Source organism: Rathayibacter sp. Leaf299, assembly GCF_001423055.1.
Taxonomy (GTDB): domain Bacteria; phylum Actinomycetota; class Actinomycetes; order Actinomycetales; family Microbacteriaceae; genus Rathayibacter; species Rathayibacter caricis.
This window is the reverse complement of record NZ_LMNT01000002.1, coordinates 718,987-735,564: the sequence shown is the minus strand read 5'-3', so window position 1 is coordinate 735,564 and position 16,578 is coordinate 718,987. Positions and strand designations below refer to the sequence as shown.

Sequence of the window (16,578 nt, the reverse complement as noted above, 5' to 3'; positions counted from 1 at the left end):
GGGTCGCGAAGTCGCCGAAGCCGGGCCGCGCCACTAGTCGGCGGGCTTCAACAGGTAGCCGGCGCCGCGCACCGTGTGGATCATCGGCGCGCGTCCGGCGTCGATCTTCTTGCGCAGGTAGGAGATGTAGATCTCGACCACGCTCGACTTGCCGCCGAAGTCGTAGGACCAGACCCGGTCGAGGATCTGCGCCTTGCTCAGCACCCGGCGGGGGTTCCGCATCAGGAAGCGCAGCAGCTCGAACTCGGTCGCGGTGAGCTCGATCTCGGTGTCTCCGCGGCGCACCTCGTGGCTGTCCTCGTCGAGCACCAGGTCGCCGACGATCACGCGCGGGTCGTCGACGTCGTTCGCGAGCAGGGTGCTGCGGCGGATGAGGCCGCGCATCCGGGCCACGAGCTCCTCGAGCGAGAAGGGCTTGGTGACGTAGTCGTCGCCGCCCGCGGTGAGTCCCGCGATGCGGTCGTCGAGCGCGTCCTTCGCGGTGAGGAAGAGCACGGGGGTCTGGCTGCCGTCGGCGCGCACCCGCTGCAGGACCTGCAGTCCGTCGATGTCGGGCAGCATCACGTCGAGCACGATCACGTCGGGGCGGAACTCGCGGGCGATCGTGATCGCCGAGCGGCCCTCGGCCGCGGTGCGCACCTCCCAGCCCTCGTAGCGCAGCGCCATCTGCAGCAGGTCGGTGAGGGTGCTCTCGTCGTCGACGACGAGGACGCGGATCGGGGATCCGTCGGCGCGCGTGAGGCGGGTGCGCTGCGCGGGGGCGAGGTGCTTCGAGGGAGCGGGCATGACTCCCAGTATCGGGAGAAGCCTATGAGGACGCTATGGGCGGTCGATGCGGTCGCTGTGCGCATCCGCCGGCTGCTCGGGCTCCTCCACCGCCGCCGAGCGCGCATAGCCGCGGACCCGCCGGTCGACGAAGGTCGCGAACCAGAGCAGCACGCCGATCACGAGGAGCACCGCCGCGATCTCGTACTGCGCGATGTCGCGCCCGGAGGTGATCGGCAGCACCAGGTAGACGCACGCGATCGCGCCCAGCACCGGCAGCACCGTGGGCGTCCGGAAGTGCTGGTGGTCCACCGGCTGCCGCCGCAGCACGAGGACCGAGACGTTCACCACGGCGAAGACCGCGAGGAGCAGGAGCGACGTGGTGCCGCCGAGCAGGACCGCGATGGGGTTCTGCGGGTCGCGCGACACGTACGCGGTGAGCAGCAGCGCGATGACGGTGGTGAAGAGGATCGCCGCCCACGGCGTCCGACGCCCCGGCAGCACGTTCTTCAGGAACGGCGGCAGCACGCCCTGCTTGCTCATGCCGTAGAGCAGGCGGCTCGCCATCATCATGTTGATCAGCGCGCTGTTGGCGACCGCGAACAGCGAGATGAACGGCAGCAGCGTCGAGATCGGGAAGTCGGGCGCGGCGGTCTCGACGACCGTGACGAGCGGAGTGTCGTTGCCGGCCAGCTCGCCGACCGGCACGATCGCGACCGCGAGGGTCGAGACGAGGATGTAGACCACCGCGGTGATGCCGAGCCCCGTGAGCATCACCTTCGGGAAGATGCGGCTGGGCTCCTTGGTCTCCTCCGCCATGTTCACCGAGTCCTCGAAGCCGACCATCGCGAAGAACGCGAGCGACGTCGCCGCGCTGACCGCCAGCAGCAGCGACTTGTCGCCCGACGTCTCGAACGCGACGACCCGCGAGAAGTCGGCCTGCCCGCCGAACACGGCGAAGAAGCAGACGAAGATCACGAGCAGCAGGCCCGAGAGCTCGATCAGGGTCAGGACCACGTTCAGGCCCACGCTCTCGGCGACCCCGCGCAGGTTCACCAGGGCGATCAGCACCATGAAGACGAGCGCGATCGTGATCTTGACGCCGGCCCCCTCGCCCAGGCCGAAGCCGATGGCGAAGTTGCTCGCGAACGCTCCGGAGGCGGCGGACGCCGAGGTGATGCCGCTCGCCATCACCGTGAAGCAGACCAGGAACGTGACGAAATGGATCCCGAACGCCTTGTGGGCGTAGAGCGCCGCTCCGGCCGCCTGCGGGAACTTGGTCACGAGCTCGAGGTACGAGCAGGCGGTGAGGGTGGCGACGACGAAGGCGATCAGGAACGGCAGCCAGGCCGCTCCGCCCACCTCGGCGGCGACCTGCCCGGTGAGGGCGTAGATGCCGGTGCCGAGGATGTCCCCGACGACGAACAGGAGGAGGAGCTTGGGTCCGAGGACCCGCTTCAGCTCCGGCGGTGCGGTCGTGCTCTCGCGTGTCGCAGTCATGATCGGCGCCTCCGTCGGCTCGTTCCGGTTGAGCGCGAGCCTAGGACCGGGCGAGCGGTGACGGGAAGTCCTCGGCGGTGGACGGACCACTCCGGGAACGACGAAGCGCCAGGACCCCGAGGAGGTCCTGGCGCTTCCGCGGTCGTGGGGTCAGAGGACGCCAGCGCCGACGGGCACGGTGATGGTGCTCGTCGCCGACAGGGTCCTGCCCGCGACGACGACGGAGAGGGTCACCGGGAAGGTCGCGACAGCGCTGATGGCGAGCAGGTCGCTGAAGCCGGCCAGACCGAACACGACGGGCACAGTCAGAGTGCCGTTCGACGCGATGGTGATCGGCTGCGTCGTCGTGAACGAGGTGAGCGGGAATCCGTACGCGAGGTTGGTGATGGCCGCCCTCTGATAAACGGCGGTGCGCGCCCCCGATGTGGTCGCGACGCCGTTGTACTGGCTGACTCCGAAGCCGCGAGCCCTTCCAACGGGGATGTTGATGCCGGCCGGTCGTTGAACGATGATCGTCACCGTTCCGGTCTCGCCCGAGATGGCACCGTCGCCGTTCGTGAGGGTGAACTGAGTCGGACGGGTGATCAGCGCCGTGGCGGTCACCGTGCCGCCGGTATCGAGAAGGTTCAGCGTCGCCAGGTTCGAGGCGTTGCCGCTCCACGCGAGCGTCGCGTTGGCGACGGAGGCGGCGGCCATCGGGGCGGCGACGGCCGCCGCGACGACGGGGACGCTCCAGACGGCGGACGTGGTGAGACTGCGGCGGGAGAGTGAGTTCTCGGGCACGTGTTCCCTTTCGAGGAGGTGGGAGTGAGGTCGGAGGGCGGCTGTGCGGTGATCCACCTCACGCCTGTACGGGAAAGGTAGGGACGGGACCGCGGCGCGATCCACGCCTCCGTCCCGTGCGACGAATCCTCGACTCCACTTCGGCTGAGAGTTGCCTGGGACCCTCCTGCCCGTCGTGAGCGGAGGAATCCGCGCAGTTCCGGGCCGCCGCGCCCGTCATCGACACCCACCGCGTTGTCGACTGCACCGTCACCCTCGACCGGGTGGCCCCTGACCGGGCCGACCGACCTGGCGCAGAAGCGCGCCCCTCTGTCGGAGGCGTGCGGAGCGGGACACGACGGGGCCGCGCCTCATGGACTGCCCACAGCTCCTCGATGCGCCACGCAGAAGTGCCGTCCCTACGGTCGGGCATCGCGCGGACGACTCCGCCGAGCGCCCCGTGCCGGGGCCTCCCCACCTCGACCGGAAGGACACGATGTTCACCACCTACCTCCGCAGGGAGCTCATCAACCGGCGACGGCAGACGGTCGTCGTCGCCGCGGGTCTCGCGCTCGCGATCGCCCTCGTGATCCTCGTCACCTCGTTCGCCGCGGGGGTCCGGAACGCGCAGGCGTCCGTCCTCGGCTCCGTCTACGGGGTCGGCACCGACATCACCGTGACGCAGGCCGCGGCCGCGCCGACCGAGGGCGGGGCGGGCGGCCAGCGGTTCGACTTCGGCGGGGACGACGGCACCACCGACGGCGGCACCACCTCGGTCAGCCAGTCGCGCTTGGAGGTCGATCGCGGGACCACCGCGTTCGACGCCTCGGCGGTCGACACGGCCCTCGGGGTCGACGGCGTGCAGACGGCGATCGGCGTGCTCTCGCTGACCAGCACCACCTTCAGCGGCGAGATGCCGGACCGGTCGCAGGCCGCGGCGCCCGGAGCGGCTCCGAGCCCAGGGGCCCCGGCCGGCGGCTCCTCCTTCGGCGTCGACTCGTTCTCGGTGCTCGGCCTCGACCCGGCGGGCAGCGCGATCGGCCCGCTCGCCGACGTCGTCCTCACCGACGGGCGCACCTTCACCGCGGCGGACGCCGGGCAGGACGTCGTCGTGCTCGACTCCTCCTACGCCACCACGGCCGCCCTGTCCGTCGGCTCGACCGTCGAGATCGGCGGCACCGCGTTCACCGTGATCGGCGTCGTCACGACCGACTCCCCCGACGCGAGCACCGCCTCCGACACCTACATCCCGCTCGACGTCGCGCAGACGCTCTCGGGCGAGACCGGGATGATCTCCTCCGTCTACGTCCAGGCCGCGTCCTCCGAGGACATCGCGGGGATCCAGGCGGACCTCGAGACCGCCCTGCCCGACAGCACGGTCGCGACACAGGCCGACCTCGCCTCCTCCGTCTCGGGGTCGCTCTCGACGGCCGGCGACCTCGTCGCGGACCTCGGCACCTGGCTCTCGCTGCTGGTCCTGGCCGCCGCGTTCCTGATCGCCACGCTCTTCACGATCTCGGGCGTCACCCGCCGCACCCGCGAGTTCGGCACCCTGAAGGCGATCGGCTGGTCGAACGGCCGCGTCGTGCGGCAGGTCGCGGGCGAGTCGGTCGTGCAGGGCCTGATCGGAGGCGCCGCCGGCATCGCGATCGGCCTCCTCGGCATCGCGATCGTGAACGCCGTCGCGCCCACCCTGTCGGGCGCCTCCGCCTCGACGTCCGCGGGCGGCCCCGGAGGAGGGTTCGGGCCGGGTGCGCCGGTGGCGGCCACGGCGACGGAGGTCGCGCTCTCGCTCCCGGTCACGATCCCGGTGATCCTCCTCGCCGTCGGCCTCGCGGTCCTCGGCGGACTGCTCGCCGGCACGATCGGCGGCTGGCGGGCCGCGCGCCTGCGCCCCGCCGCGGCGCTCCGCTCGGTCGGCTGACCCGACCACCTCCACACCCCTCTCCTACTCGAAGGACGACATGTACACCCTCACGAACGTCACCAAGAGCTACTCCGGCGCGCAGACCGCGGTCACCGCGCTCAAGGACGTCACCCTCACCATCCCCGACAGCCAGATGGTCGCGATCCAGGGGCCGACGGGCGGCGGCAAGTCGACGCTGCTGCAGATGCTCGGCGCGCTCGACCGGCCCACCTCGGGCACGGTCGTCCTCGGCGAGCACGAGATCTCGTCCGTCGGCGATCGCCGGCTCGCCGCGGTGCGGGCGACGGAGGTGGGGATCGTGTTCCAGAGCTTCAACCTGATCCCGACGCTGACCGCCCTCGAGAACGTCGAGACGGCTCTCGCGCCGCAGCGGATGCCCGCCGCCGAGCGGACGCAGCGCTCCCGCGAGGCCCTCGCCTCCGTCGGACTCGCCGACCGCGGCGAGCACCTCCCGGCCCAGCTGTCGGGCGGGCAGCAGCAGCGGGTCGCGATCGCCCGCGCCCTGGTCAAGAGGCCCCGGGTGCTGCTCGCCGACGAGCCGACCGGCGCCCTCGACGAGGACACCCGCGACGACATCATGACCCTGCTCGAGACGCTCTGGACCGAGCGCGGGCTGACGCTCGTGATCGTGACGCACGACTCCGCCGTGGCCCGCCGCGCTCAGCGGCGACTGCACCTGAAGGGGGGCCGGGTGACCGAGGCGGCGTGAGCGGAACGCGCGGCAGGACGCTGCCGTGTCCGGATCCTGCCGCGACCCTCGGCACCCTCGGAACTCCCGCTCTGCGGGGCGTAGGGGATACCGGTCGTGTCAGCATGCTGCCGCGCCCAGTGCCTGATCTGGCGGCACCGGTGCGGGTGCCGGAGTCTCGGAGTACCGCCGGCCGCGAGGTCCGGTGGACCACCCGCCGAGAGGACCGCACCATGACCGTGACCGTCACCGGAACCCGCTCCCCCGCCGCGCACGTGCGCCCGACCGCCGTAGTCGGCTCCGTCGCGTGGGCCGCCCTCGCCGTGCTGCTCGTCGTCCCGGGCACGTCTCCCGTGGCTCTGCTCGCCGTGGTGATCGCCGCCGCCGCCGCCCTGTGCCTCGCGGTCGTGCCCTTCGTCCGCTCCCGCCCGGCGGCCCGACGGGCTGGCGTGCTGATCGGGCTGCTGTCTCCGTTCCTCGCGCTGGCGGCCCTCACTCCGTTGATCGCGGTCGTCGGCCCCGTCGCGATCGCGGTCGTCGCAGCCGCGGTCGCCCTCGAGCTGGCCGTCCTCGCGGCGGTCGCCCGGCGGTGACGCGGCCGAGCGCCCTCCTAGACTCGTCGAGGCGGGAGAACGGGGGCCGACCGGTGCTGAGCGAGAACGCGATCGCCCTCTACCTGCACGCCTGCGTCCGCAGCGACTGGACCCTCGAGGGCGCGTCCGACGAGCTCGGGCTCGCGATCCGCGACCTGGAGTCGGCGCGCGAGGAGCTGCTCGGCAGCCGCCTGCTCCGCCCGCTGCACGAGGGCGGATCGGCCTTCGGGACCGCGTCGCCCGACACCGCGCTGGCCGAGCTGGTCGACGACGACGAGCGCCGCGTGCTCGAGCTCCAGGCCGCGATCTCGCGCCGCCGCAACGAGCTGATGGCCCTCGTGCCCGCCTACCGCAGTGCGCAGCGCGACGTCGCGGGCACCGAGCACATCGAGGTGGTCGAGGACCCCGCGACGGTCCTGCGACTCCTGCTGGATCTCGGGCGCACCGCCACCCGCGAGATCCTCATCGCCGCGCCGGGCACGAGCAGCGTCGAGCGGCACGACGCGAGCGACGGGACCGACCGCGAGATCCTCGCCCGCGGAGTCTTCCGCCGCACCCTGTACCACGAGCGCCGGCGCGACCACGCGGCCACCAGGCGCTCCGTCGAGCAGCTCGAGCCGCTGGGAGCCGAGTTCCGCACCCTGCCACTCGTGCCGTTCCGCCTCGTCGTCTTCGACCGCTCGCTCGCCGTCGTCTCGCGGGGCCGCGACGACGACGACCGCGCCGCCCTCGTCGTCCGCTCGCCGGATCTGGCATCGGCCCTCGCCCGCGTCTTCGACGCCGCGTGGGAGTTCGCCGTCCCGTTCAGCGCGAGCCCCGTCGATCCGGACGTGCCTCTCAGCGCCGTGCAGCGCTCGGTGCTGGCCGGCCTCGCCTCGGGTCTGACGGACGACGCGCTCGCTGCGCGGCTCGGGATGAGCGTGCGGACCTGCCGCCGCCACATCGCCGTGCTGTTCGAGCTGCTCGGCGCCGAGAGCCGGTTCCAGGCGGGAGTCCTCGCGGCGCAGCGGGGTCTGCTGCCGACGCGGTCGCGCCGCTGAGGACCGGTGTGCCCACCGGCCCCTAGGGGCTGTTGAACACGAGATCGCCGTCGCGAGCACGGCCTGATCGTGCGAGCTGCATGGAGGGAAGCGAAGGCCACTGCGGGCAGTGGTCGAGTTTCCCGACGCCGCAGATCGTGCGATCAGGACGAGCGGAGCACGCGAGATCGTGTTCACCAGGCCCTAGATCGCGCGGGCCCGGAGGAACGCGAGCGCCCGCGTCCACGAGTCGGCCGCCGCCTCCGGGACGTAGGTGCCCTCGTTCGAGTCGTTGAAGAAGGCGTGGCCCGCGCCCGGGTAGACGACCACCTCGACGTCCTCCCCGGCCGTCGCCTCGCGGATCCGGGGCACCTGCTCGACGAGCGGCGCGTCCTGATCGCCGACGAAGGCCAGCACGCCGACCTCGAGGGCCGCGAGCTCCTCGTCGGACGCCGTGACGTGCCCGTAGAAGGGGACGGCCGCCGCGAGTCGCCGCTCGGCGAGCGCCAGCGCCCAGCTGAACGTGCCGCCGTAGCAGAAGCCGGTGACCGAGACGCTCGTCACGCCGTCCTCGCTCAGCAGGCGCGTGACGAGCGCGCGGAGGATCGCGACGCTCCGTGCCGCGTGCTCGGGAGTGAACACGGGCGCGAAGAAGGTGCGCAGCTCGACCTGCCGCGGCAGCCGCCGCACGGGGTGGTCGTAGTCGGCCCGCTGCTCGGTGTCGAGCTGCTCGAGCAGGCCGCTGTCGGCGAGCAGCTCGGGGGCGACGACGCGGAACCCCTCGGCCGCGTACCGGTCGGCGACCGAGCGGATGTGCCCGTCCACTCCCCACACCTCGTGGATCAGGATGAGGGCGCGCTCGCCCTCTCCGCTGCGGTACAGCGGGACGTCGTGGTCGGCCAGGGTCCAGGTCTCATCGCTCGTGGGCATCCCCGCACGATAGCCGTGCGCCCCGGGAGGGGGACGCGTGCTTCCTGAGCGGTGTGCGGTTGACTGAGCGGATGAGCGCGGAGGATCGACGGGGCGTGCGGGTGATCGCGACGGTCGCGGTGGTGGTCACGGTGATCGTGGTGGGGCACCTGGTGGTGCTCCTGCTGCTGGATCTGTGAGCCGTCAGCGACCGAGGGTGCTGCTCGGCGCGCCGGTTCGCCCCCTCTCCGTCCGTGAGGGCGGAGGGCGGACGGGACCGGACGGGCGTGAGGCCGTTCGGTTCGCTTCCGGTGAGGGTGCGGCCCATCTGGGGGAGGGCTAACCCGATTAATGCTCCGATCGGAGAGAGGACGATAAAGGCTACGTAGATTCGAGGCAATCCCCTTTCCTCGAGACCCTGCGGAGTTCTCTTGCCTTTCTCGTCCTCTGCGCGCGCAGCCCCCACTGCCGCGTCTTCTCGCCGATTCCGATTCGGCGCTCTCACCGTCGCACTGGTCTCTCTTCTGACCGTCGGCGGAGTAGCGCAGCCGGCTTCCGCGGCGATTCTCCAACCCACGCCGACCACCCCGATAAGGGTGCAGGAAAGCAGTGCCGACCTCACCTATTCGGGTTCCTGGCGCGACATGTCGGGCGGTGACAGCGGCGGCGGTATCAAGTACCTCAACAGCGAGGGATGGGTGCAGTTCAAGTTCACCGGAACCGCCTTCCGATGGATCAGCCGCACGGGCGTGACCTCGGGGATCGCGAACGTCTACCTCGACGGCAAGCTCCTGACCGAGGTCGACCGGTACTCGTCGTCGACCCAGTACCAGGTGCCGGTCCTCACCAGGATCGGGCTCCCGGACCAGGTGCACACCGTGAAGATCGCCTACACGGGCGAGAAGAACCCCGCGGCGACCGATGCGAATCTGATCATCGACGCGTTCGAGCTCGGCAGGGAGGCCTCGCCGACGGAGCCGAGCCCCTCCCCCACGCCGACCGCGACGGCCACTCCGACCGCGACACCGACGGCGACTCCGACCGCCACCCCGCGCCCGACCTCGACTCCGACGGCGCCGCCCACTCCGACTCCCACGGCCGACTTCACCCCCAGCGGCACCGACCCGCTCCGCGTCGAGGGCAGCCACTGGAAGCTCGACTACTCCGGCGACTGGCGCACCATGACCGGCGGTGATAGCGGAGGGACCATCGAGTACCTGAACGGCGCCGGCAGCGTGCAGTTCACCTTCGCCGGCACCTCCTTCCGCTGGCTCAGTCGCACCACCCCCACCTCCGGGATCGCGGATGTGTCCATCGACGGCAAGGTCGTCGCCTCCGTCGACCGCTACAGCTCCACCACGAAGTACCAGGTGCCGGTGTTCGAGCGCTCGGACCTGGCCGACACGGTCCACACGGTCAAGATCGCCTACACCGGGCGGAAGAACTGGGCGTCCAGCGACAAGAACCTGATCATCGACGCGTTCGAGCTGGCGGGCGACGGCCTGGCCGTCGGAGGAGTGCAGGCGTTCCCCCTCGTGGACGGCTACGTCCTCGGCTGGAACGCGCCGTTCTCCTCCGACGTCGTCTCCTACGACGTGCACCGCTCCTCCGGCTCGGGCTCCGGCGACGAGACGATCGCGACGGTCGCCGATCCGGTCCGCCAGTACCGCGACGAGGACGCGGCGCTCGGAGTGGCCTACTCCTACTGGATCACCGCGCGAGACAGCGACGGCCGCAGGTCCACCGTGACCGCGCCGACCACCGTCACCGGCGAGCAGATGAGCACGCGGGCCGCGCTGCAGGCCGCCTCGGACTGCCCGACTCCGACGAAGACCGTGCGCACCGCCTCGGAGTTGAACAGCGCCCTCGTCGGCGCCCGCCCCGGGCAGGTCATCCGCATGGCGGACGGTCTGTACACCGGCGCCTTCGATCTGCGCTCGATCCCGGACAGCGCCGCGGGTGTCTGGCTGTGCGGCTCCCCGAACGCCGTGCTCTCCACCGGCAGCACGCGCTCCGGCATCGCCCTGACCCTCAGGGACGTGCACAACGTGCACCTCGTCGGCTTCTCGGTGAGGAACGCGTTCCAGGGCGTGCACGTCCTCGCGAGCTCGCAGGTCCGGATCGCGGACCTGACGGTCTCCGAGATCGGCTACGAGGGTGTGCACCTGCGCAACCAGACCGTCGACTCGCTCATCGTCGGCTCGACGATCAGCCGCACCGGACTGGTCACCGCGAAGTACGGCGAGGGCGTCTACGTCGGCACCTCCGACCGCAACTGGTGCGAGTACAACGGCTGCGCCCCGGACAAGTCGAACCGCAACCTGGTGATCGACAACGTCATCCGCGACACGGGCGCCGAGCCCATCGAGGCGAAGGAGGGGACGTGGGACGGGATGATCATCGGCAACGTCGTCGCCCGCGGCTCGCGCATCTCGACCGACGTGCTGTCGCTGACGATGGTCTCCGGTAACGGATGGACGACCGCCGGGAACACCTTGTCGAATCCTCGGATGTACGGAGTGCAGGTGATCACGCGCGCGGACGGATCGGGCAACAAGAACCTCGTCACGGCGAATCACGTCGCGAATTCCCCCGTTTATCCCGTCTATCTGCACAATCCGTCGGACTGGTCGACCTGGGGCAATATCGCGACCTGCTCCAATTCCGGGAAGAATCCGATCAGCAATTCCGACTGCACGAGATAGTCGGGCTTCTCGATCGAGGCCGGCGGAATCACTCCAATATCTGATTGCACCGGTCTCCCGTGACAGAGGGAAAGGAGGGCGCACGGTGGATGCGCTCTCCTTTCCCTCTGCGCCGCCATCGAAGTAGGAGCACTCCTCACCGGCATGGCCCGAACCATCCAGCAGTTCGCCGGCACGGTCCTCGACCACGGCGACGCCACGCTCGGTGCCGTCGATCAGGAGCTGCTGACCTCAGCCCTCGAACTCGCCCTGTTCGGGGGCCATTCTGTTGCTCGCGTCGACTTCTACGATGGGAGCGGGAATTCGCTCCGACCTTCCTGGCCCTGGTGCGTCCACATCACGGTGACGCGACAGATCCCTCGAAGGTGAGAACTCCCTTGCAGCTGCCCTTTTCCTCCTGGCGGTACCCCCGGCTCGCTCGGGTCCTCACGGGCGCTGCGGTGATCGCGCTGGCAGCTGGCAGCGTTCTGGCGGTGCAGGAGCCGGCCGAGGCGAGTCAGGTCGGCTGCTACAGCTCCGCGACCGGCGGACTGCGCGCCGTCGAGGCACCCTCGAGCTGCGAGCAGACCTCCGAGATCGCGCTCGGCTGGACCGTCGGAGCCGACCACGGCTCTTCGGTGAACGCCGTGTCCGCACTCTCGAGCAGCAGCACGACGGGTGCCGCTGCGACCGCGGCCACCGGCGTGCCCGGCCCCCGCGGAGCCACCGGTCCGCGAGGGTACACGGGGCCGCGAGGGTTCAAGGGGGCCACCGGAGCGAAGGGAGCCACCGGGGCGAAGGGAGCCGCGGGGGCGAAGGGAGCCACCGGAGCCACGGGCGCCGCGGGGGCGAAGGGAGCCACCGGAGCCACGGGCGCCGCGGGGGCGAAGGGAGCCACCGGAGCCACGGGTGCGACCGGGCCGCAGGGAGCCACCGGCGCGCAGGGCGAAGCGGGACCCCAGGGTGACACCGGGCCTCAGGGAGCCACGGGCGTGCAGGGCGAGACGGGACCCCAGGGGGCCACCGGACCCCGGGGCGAGGCAGGACCCCGGGGTGCGACCGGAGCAGACGGTGCGACCGGCCCCACCGGTGCACAGGGTGCGGCGGGAACGGACGGCGCCGCTGCGTGGTCGACCATCACGCCGTGGAGCGGATCCAGGCTGTACGAGGTGGGACCCCCGTCCAGCGTCGTCGCCTATGCGGGTGGAGCCTTCGTCGCGATCGCGGACAGCACCGGTGTCGCTCCGGGATCCGGACAGGACGCCTGGGTGCAGATCGCCGCTCCTGGCGAGCAGGGCATCGAGGGTCTCGTCGGCCCCCAGGGGCTGCAGGGCCTGCAGGGTGTCCAGGGCGAGACCGGACCGCAGGGCGAGAAGGGCGAGAAGGGCGACAAGGGCGAGCAGGGAGACACCGGCCCGGCTGGTCCCGCAGGCCCTTCCGGTGGTGCCGAGACGACGGCGGACGCCACGAGGAACTTCCCGGAGGGATGCACGGTCGAGACCGCCCCCCTCGTCGCCGTCACCTTCGATCCGGGCGCAGCACCGGTCTACCTGGACGGGCAGGCGTTCTGCCTGCAGTCGACCCGTGAGACTGCGGTCTCCACCTCCGGCGTCCAGTCCGGTCCGACGAGTTGGTCCTCCCTGTTCATGGCCCTCGAGGCGGGCCCGATCGCCACCCGATTGCAGCAGGACATGCTCGAGAATCGAGCGATGGAGAGTGTCCGCGTTCAGCTCGGGGCGCAGTCGGCCGGATCACCCGCGTGCCGTGCCTCGACAGCCCCCTGCGACCGGCCGGCCGGAACGGCGATCTACACGTTCGGCGACCTGACTACGGTGGCGATGAACATCAGCACCGCCGGTGACGGCAGCACGTACATCGAGCTCGCCTGGACGCGCATGACCCTGACGGCACAGGGATCCACGACCGAACTGGTCAAGGTCGATCCGGGCGGCCCCGACACATCGGCACCCGTCACCACGAGAGACACGGACGGTGTGTGCTCCCCCAGCACCGGTCAGGCGCGAACCATCACGGTCACCAGGCCCGGTGCCCTGGGGTCGCCGCGACCGTATCCGCTGACAGCCGGGGGCGACTGTTTCGCGTTGAGCCTCAGTTCCGGGCGTCTCGACATGAGAAACGTTCCGCTGACGATCGATGCGCCCAGTGCGCGGATTCCGCAGATCCTCGAGGACGGTGCGCTCACGTTCGAGATGACGACGACGGACACGGCATCCGGGAACGTGATCAGCGTCGTGAAATTGGATGCCTACGTCGTCAGTCGCACGCTCGGGCAGGGGGAACTCGGGGGCACGATCCCCGTTGAGGTGCTGCCTTTCCGCGTGACGCAGAGGCTCACCCCTGTCGAGGGTGCCCCGTCCACCTTCAACTGGGATCGCGTGAAGGGCGTCTCCTTCTGAGGACGGCGCGGCGGGATCGGCCACCTCGGAACGGCGGACCGCCGCGGCACGAGCGGACCTCGCGCGTCCCGGAGAACGGAATGCCGAGGCCCCTTCCCCGGGTCCGAGTCGCCTCAGGCACGGTGGCGACTCGGACCGCGGGCCGGAGCGGATGGAGTCGTTCACGTGCTCTGTCGCCGCTCGTCGATCCGCGCAGGCGGACGCGGGGCGGGATCGGCCACCGATGCTGCGGCCGCCCGCGAATGGCCCGCTGTCGCAGCGCCAGGTCGACGACGTCGTCCGGTCTCGCAGGCGACCTCGGAGATCGTCGATCCCGGAGTCAGGGGTCGAGGGGCGGAACGGCTGGACCGGATCGCTCGGCTGCACGGATCCAGGGTGACGGAGGGCGTTGCCGACGGTGTCGGGTCGGGATCGGCGGTGCGTTCCGCAGAGGGGTGTCGTCTGCAACCGAGGTCAGGAGGCGGCGCTGATCCGGAGGAGGCCCGCGCGGCCCGTCTCAACCTCGGGTGCGAACGGTCCGGCCCGCAGAAGTAAGGCTGAACGCGTCGATCCCGGCGAGGTCCGGCGATCCACCGCGTCCGGCCTTACTCCTGCAGCCGAAGCTGCGGACAGGACCGGCCGAGACACCGCCCCTGCGGGAGGACAGCCACGTCGAGACCCGACCGCCCCCTAGCCCGTGCGCCCGTACCCCCCTAGGTTGGGGGAACCCGCCACGCACCACCGAGTTCCACCGGAGGAACGCCATGGACACGACACCCCGTCTCCGCCGGATCGCGCTCGCGCTGGTCGCGGTCGTCTCACTCGGAGCGGCGGGTGCCGCACCGGCGTCCGCTCTCGACAGGCCGGTCTTCCCGCGGGACGGGCTGCCGTCGCTCGGGGACGTCCGCGATGCCCTCGGCGGGCCGGTCGTCTCGCCCTCGACCTCGGTCGGCTACGGCGGTGCCGTCTCGTCGGTCGACGCCCGCGCGAGCCGCGCGGGACTCGAGGTGCTCAAGCGCGGCGGCAACGCCGCCGACGCCGCGGTCGCGACCGCCTCCGCCCTCGGCGTGACCGAGCCCTACAGCGCCGGAATCGGCGGCGGCGGCTACTTCGTCTACTTCGACGCCGCCTCGGGCGAGGTGAGCACGATCGACGGACGCGAGACCACGCCGGCGGGCATCACGCCCGACGCCTTCCTCGACCCGGCGACGGGCGCGCCGTACACCTTCACTCCCGACCTCGTCTCGTCGGGTGTCGCGGTCGGAGTCCCGGGCACCGTCGCGACCTGGGACACCGCGGTTGAACGGTTCGGCACCCTGCCGCTCCCGGTCGTGCTCGCGCCGTCCATCGCGCTGGCCGCCAAGGGCTTCCCGGTCGACGAGACCTTCCGCAACCAGACGCTCGACAACCTCGAGCGGTTCCAGGCGTTCCCCGACACCGCGGAGCTGTTCCTCCCCGGCGGCGACGCCCCGAAGGTCGGCAGCACCTTCCGCAACCTCGACCTCGCGAAGACGCTGACCCGCATCGCGGCGCAGGGTCCGAGCGCGTTCTACGAGGGACCGCTGGCCGCCGAGATCGCCGACACGGTCCAGAACCCCCGCGTCGCCCCCGACTCCGCACTGCCCGCTCCGGCCGGCTCGCTCACCGCCGCCGACCTCGCCGACTACTCCGTCCTCGAGCAGGCGCCCACCCGCGTCTCCTACCGCGGACTCGACGTCTACGGCATGGCGCCCTCCTCCTCCGGCGGCATCGCGGTCGGCGAGGCGCTGAACATCCTCGAGAACCACGACCTCGGAGCCGAGAGCACGGGCGGTGCCCTGCACCTCTACCTCGAAGCGTCGGCCCGCGCGTTCGCTGATCGCGGCGCCTACGTCGGCGACCCCGCCTTCACCGACGTGCCCACCGACACGCTGCTCAGCCAGGAGTTCGCGGACGCCCGGGACTGCACGATCGACCCGACGACCGCCTCCGTCCGCCCGGTCGCTCCCGGCGCGATCGACGGCTCCGGATGCGCGACCGCCCTCTCCGAGGAGCAGGCCGACACCGAGAACATCTCCACCACCCACCTCTCCGTCGTCGACAAGTGGGGCAACGCCGCCTCCTACACGCTGACGATCGAGCAGACCGGCGGCTCGGCCATGACGGTCCCCGGACGCGGCTTCCTCCTCAACAACGAGCTCACCGACTTCTCCCCCGTCTTCGTCGACGGCGATCCGAACCGGATCGAGCCGGGCAAGCGCCCGCGCTCGTCGATGTCGCCGACCATCGTGCTCGACGACGGCGAGGTGAAGTTCGTCGTCGGCTCGCCGGGCGGATCGACGATCATCACGACGGTGCTCCAGACGCTGGTCAACCGCATCGACCTCGGTATGACCCTCCCGGAGGCGGTGGCCGCTCCCCGGGCCTCGCAGCGCAACACGGCGGCGACCACCGCCGAGCCCGGCTTCATCGAGGCGTACGCCGACGACCTGGCGCCCTTCGGCCAGCAGCTGACCCCCTCGGGCGACTCGTTCACCTCGGCCGCCGAGATCGGAGCCGTCGCCGCGATCGAGGTCGACTCCTCGGGGCGGATGACCGCGGTCGCCGAACCCGAGCGTCGCGGCGGCGGCACCGCGCTCGTGGTCGATCCGGAGGAGTGACGCGGGGCCGGCACTCGACCCGCGTGCTCCGTTCAACTCGAGCGGTCGGGCTTCCCGCGACGCCCCCGGCGCCGCCACAGCCCGCGGAGCCGCTCGAGCTGCCGATCGGTGAAGTCGTTCGAGAGGGCGAAGGCCTCGGCACCCGGGTCGGCTCCGTCGTCCACGTTCCGGATGGCGCGCAGCGCGCGCTCCGCCTGAGCGCGCGACTCGTCCGGGGGTGGCGGGGTCGTGTCCATGGCGTCCACCCTAGGTTCGCTACGGACTCCCCACCCCTCGGCTCTCGAGAACGGGCCGTTCCGGCACCGAGGGCGTCGACACCTCACTCCCCGTGAGCCTGAAGGCGAAGGAGCGGCACATGCAGCGAACGGTCGGCGGGGTCGTCATCACCGTCACTCACACGAAGACCGATCACGCGAGGCGCACGACCTCGGGGCCGATCCAGCTGCGGTCCCTCACCCTCTCGGGTCCGGGCATCGACTGCTCCGCGACGATCGGAGTCGCCGGCCGCTCCACCGAGGCTGATGACGACGTGTTCGCGACCCTCGTCGACGTCGCCCTGCTGCAGTACGTCTCGGCCGGCGCGGACGGCGACCCGCTCGCGGCTCCGGAGGTCTCGGAGTGGAAGCGGATACACGACTCGGAGCTGCGCCTCCTCGTGAGCAGGCTCCGGGGGGAGGGTCGTCAGCGAGAATGACG

At 71.3% G+C, this 16,578-nt stretch carries 15 protein-coding genes; 9 read left to right on the top strand and 6 right to left on the bottom strand.

The genetic code is table 11. The features are described 5' to 3' along the window. Window positions 1–33 precede the first annotated feature (33 nt). From ASF48_RS10695 to ASF48_RS10685, 3 genes are all read right to left on the bottom strand, one after another. On the bottom strand, window positions 34–786 hold the full coding sequence (locus tag ASF48_RS10695; RefSeq protein WP_055790884.1) for a response regulator transcription factor: 753 nt from the start codon (window positions 784–786) through the stop codon (window positions 34–36). Window positions 787–819: 33 nt separating this feature from the next. Next, on the bottom strand, window positions 820–2,265 hold the full coding sequence (locus ASF48_RS10690) for an APC family permease (protein WP_055790882.1): 1,446 nt from the start codon (window positions 2,263–2,265) through the stop codon (window positions 820–822). A gap of 150 nt (window positions 2,266–2,415) precedes the next feature. Next, window positions 2,416–3,048 carry a hypothetical protein gene (locus ASF48_RS10685; RefSeq protein WP_055790879.1) on the bottom strand — a complete coding sequence of 211 codons (633 nt, stop codon included), beginning with the start codon at window positions 3,046–3,048 and terminating at the stop codon, window positions 2,416–2,418. Window positions 3,049–3,523: 475 nt separating this feature from the next. On the opposite strand from ASF48_RS10685, the gene ASF48_RS10680 reads away from it, so the two are divergent. From ASF48_RS10680 to ASF48_RS10665, 4 genes are all read left to right on the top strand, one after another. After that, window positions 3,524–4,951 carry an ABC transporter permease gene (locus ASF48_RS10680; RefSeq protein WP_055790876.1) on the top strand — a complete coding sequence of 476 codons (1,428 nt, stop codon included), beginning with the start codon at window positions 3,524–3,526 and terminating at the stop codon, window positions 4,949–4,951. 40 nt (window positions 4,952–4,991) lie between these two features. Further along, entirely contained in the window at window positions 4,992–5,663 is a 672-nt protein-coding gene (locus tag ASF48_RS10675; protein WP_055790873.1) for an ABC transporter ATP-binding protein, read from the top strand. Window positions 5,664–5,875: 212 nt separating this feature from the next. Beyond that, on the top strand, window positions 5,876–6,235 hold the full coding sequence (locus ASF48_RS10670; protein WP_055790870.1) for a hypothetical protein: 360 nt from the start codon (window positions 5,876–5,878) through the stop codon (window positions 6,233–6,235). Window positions 6,236–6,288: 53 nt separating this feature from the next. Next, window positions 6,289–7,275: a helix-turn-helix domain-containing protein gene (locus ASF48_RS10665; RefSeq protein ID WP_055790869.1), complete on the top strand. Its 987-nt coding sequence runs from the start codon at window positions 6,289–6,291 to the stop codon at window positions 7,273–7,275. A 183-nt stretch (window positions 7,276–7,458) separates the two neighbouring features. Here ASF48_RS10665 and ASF48_RS10660 read toward each other — a convergent pair whose 3' ends face one another. After that, complete coding sequence (locus tag ASF48_RS10660; protein ID WP_055790866.1) at window positions 7,459–8,184, bottom strand: dienelactone hydrolase family protein; 726 nt, start codon at window positions 8,182–8,184, stop codon at window positions 7,459–7,461. Between the two features lie 575 nt (window positions 8,185–8,759). Between ASF48_RS10660 and ASF48_RS10655 the strand changes: the two genes are divergently transcribed. After that, the gene (locus ASF48_RS10655; protein ID WP_157603145.1) at window positions 8,760–10,868 is read left to right on the top strand and encodes a right-handed parallel beta-helix repeat-containing protein; all 2,109 of its coding nucleotides are present in this window, start codon (window positions 8,760–8,762) and stop codon (window positions 10,866–10,868) included. Window positions 10,869–11,012: 144 nt separating this feature from the next. Beyond that, a complete protein-coding gene (locus tag ASF48_RS19945) occupies window positions 11,013–11,237 on the top strand; it encodes a hypothetical protein (RefSeq protein ID WP_055790860.1) in 225 nt (74 codons plus the stop codon). 139 nt (window positions 11,238–11,376) lie between these two features. On the opposite strand, the gene ASF48_RS19940 is transcribed toward ASF48_RS19945, so the two are convergent. Continuing rightward, a complete protein-coding gene (locus ASF48_RS19940) occupies window positions 11,377–11,574 on the bottom strand; it encodes a hypothetical protein (protein ID WP_235577242.1) in 198 nt (65 codons plus the stop codon). Between the two features lie 541 nt (window positions 11,575–12,115). Here ASF48_RS19940 and ASF48_RS20035 point away from each other — a divergent pair. Together ASF48_RS20035 and ggt are read left to right on the top strand one after the other, a co-directional pair. Beyond that, window positions 12,116–13,264, top strand: a complete 1,149-nt coding sequence (locus ASF48_RS20035; protein ID WP_055790857.1) for a collagen-like protein — start codon at window positions 12,116–12,118, stop codon at window positions 13,262–13,264. A gap of 743 nt (window positions 13,265–14,007) precedes the next feature. Further along, window positions 14,008–15,882 (top strand): gamma-glutamyltransferase, encoded by a 1,875-nt coding sequence (gene ggt, locus ASF48_RS10640; RefSeq protein WP_055790854.1) that lies wholly within the window; start codon window positions 14,008–14,010, stop codon window positions 15,880–15,882. A 32-nt stretch (window positions 15,883–15,914) separates the two neighbouring features. On the opposite strand, the gene ASF48_RS10635 is transcribed toward ggt, so the two are convergent. After that, window positions 15,915–16,118, bottom strand: coding sequence for a hypothetical protein (locus ASF48_RS10635; RefSeq protein WP_055790852.1), 204 nt, complete (start codon window positions 16,116–16,118; stop codon window positions 15,915–15,917). Window positions 16,119–16,237: 119 nt separating this feature from the next. Here ASF48_RS10635 and ASF48_RS10630 point away from each other — a divergent pair, with 119 nt between their 5' ends. Continuing rightward, on the top strand, window positions 16,238–16,576 hold the full coding sequence (locus ASF48_RS10630; RefSeq protein ID WP_157603144.1) for a hypothetical protein: 339 nt from the start codon (window positions 16,238–16,240) through the stop codon (window positions 16,574–16,576). The last annotated feature ends 2 nt before the right edge of the window (window positions 16,577–16,578 follow it).

Coding starts and splice junctions, on each gene's coding strand:
- ASF48_RS10630 (WP_157603144.1), top strand. CDS start 16,238: ATGCAGCGAACGGTCGGCGGGGTCGTCATCACCGTCACTCACACGAAG.
- ASF48_RS10690 (WP_055790882.1), bottom strand. CDS start 2,265: ATGACTGCGACACGCGAGAGCACGACCGCACCGCCGGAGCTGAAGCGG.
- ASF48_RS10680 (WP_055790876.1), top strand. CDS start 3,524: ATGTTCACCACCTACCTCCGCAGGGAGCTCATCAACCGGCGACGGCAG.
- ASF48_RS10660 (WP_055790866.1), bottom strand. CDS start 8,184: ATGCCCACGAGCGATGAGACCTGGACCCTGGCCGACCACGACGTCCCG.
- ASF48_RS10675 (WP_055790873.1), top strand. CDS start 4,992: ATGTACACCCTCACGAACGTCACCAAGAGCTACTCCGGCGCGCAGACC.
- ggt (WP_055790854.1), top strand. CDS start 14,008: ATGGACACGACACCCCGTCTCCGCCGGATCGCGCTCGCGCTGGTCGCG.
- ASF48_RS10635 (WP_055790852.1), bottom strand. CDS start 16,118: ATGGACACGACCCCGCCACCCCCGGACGAGTCGCGCGCTCAGGCGGAG.
- ASF48_RS19945 (WP_055790860.1), top strand. CDS start 11,013: ATGGCCCGAACCATCCAGCAGTTCGCCGGCACGGTCCTCGACCACGGC.
- ASF48_RS10695 (WP_055790884.1), bottom strand. CDS start 786: ATGCCCGCTCCCTCGAAGCACCTCGCCCCCGCGCAGCGCACCCGCCTC.
- ASF48_RS10670 (WP_055790870.1), top strand. CDS start 5,876: ATGACCGTGACCGTCACCGGAACCCGCTCCCCCGCCGCGCACGTGCGC.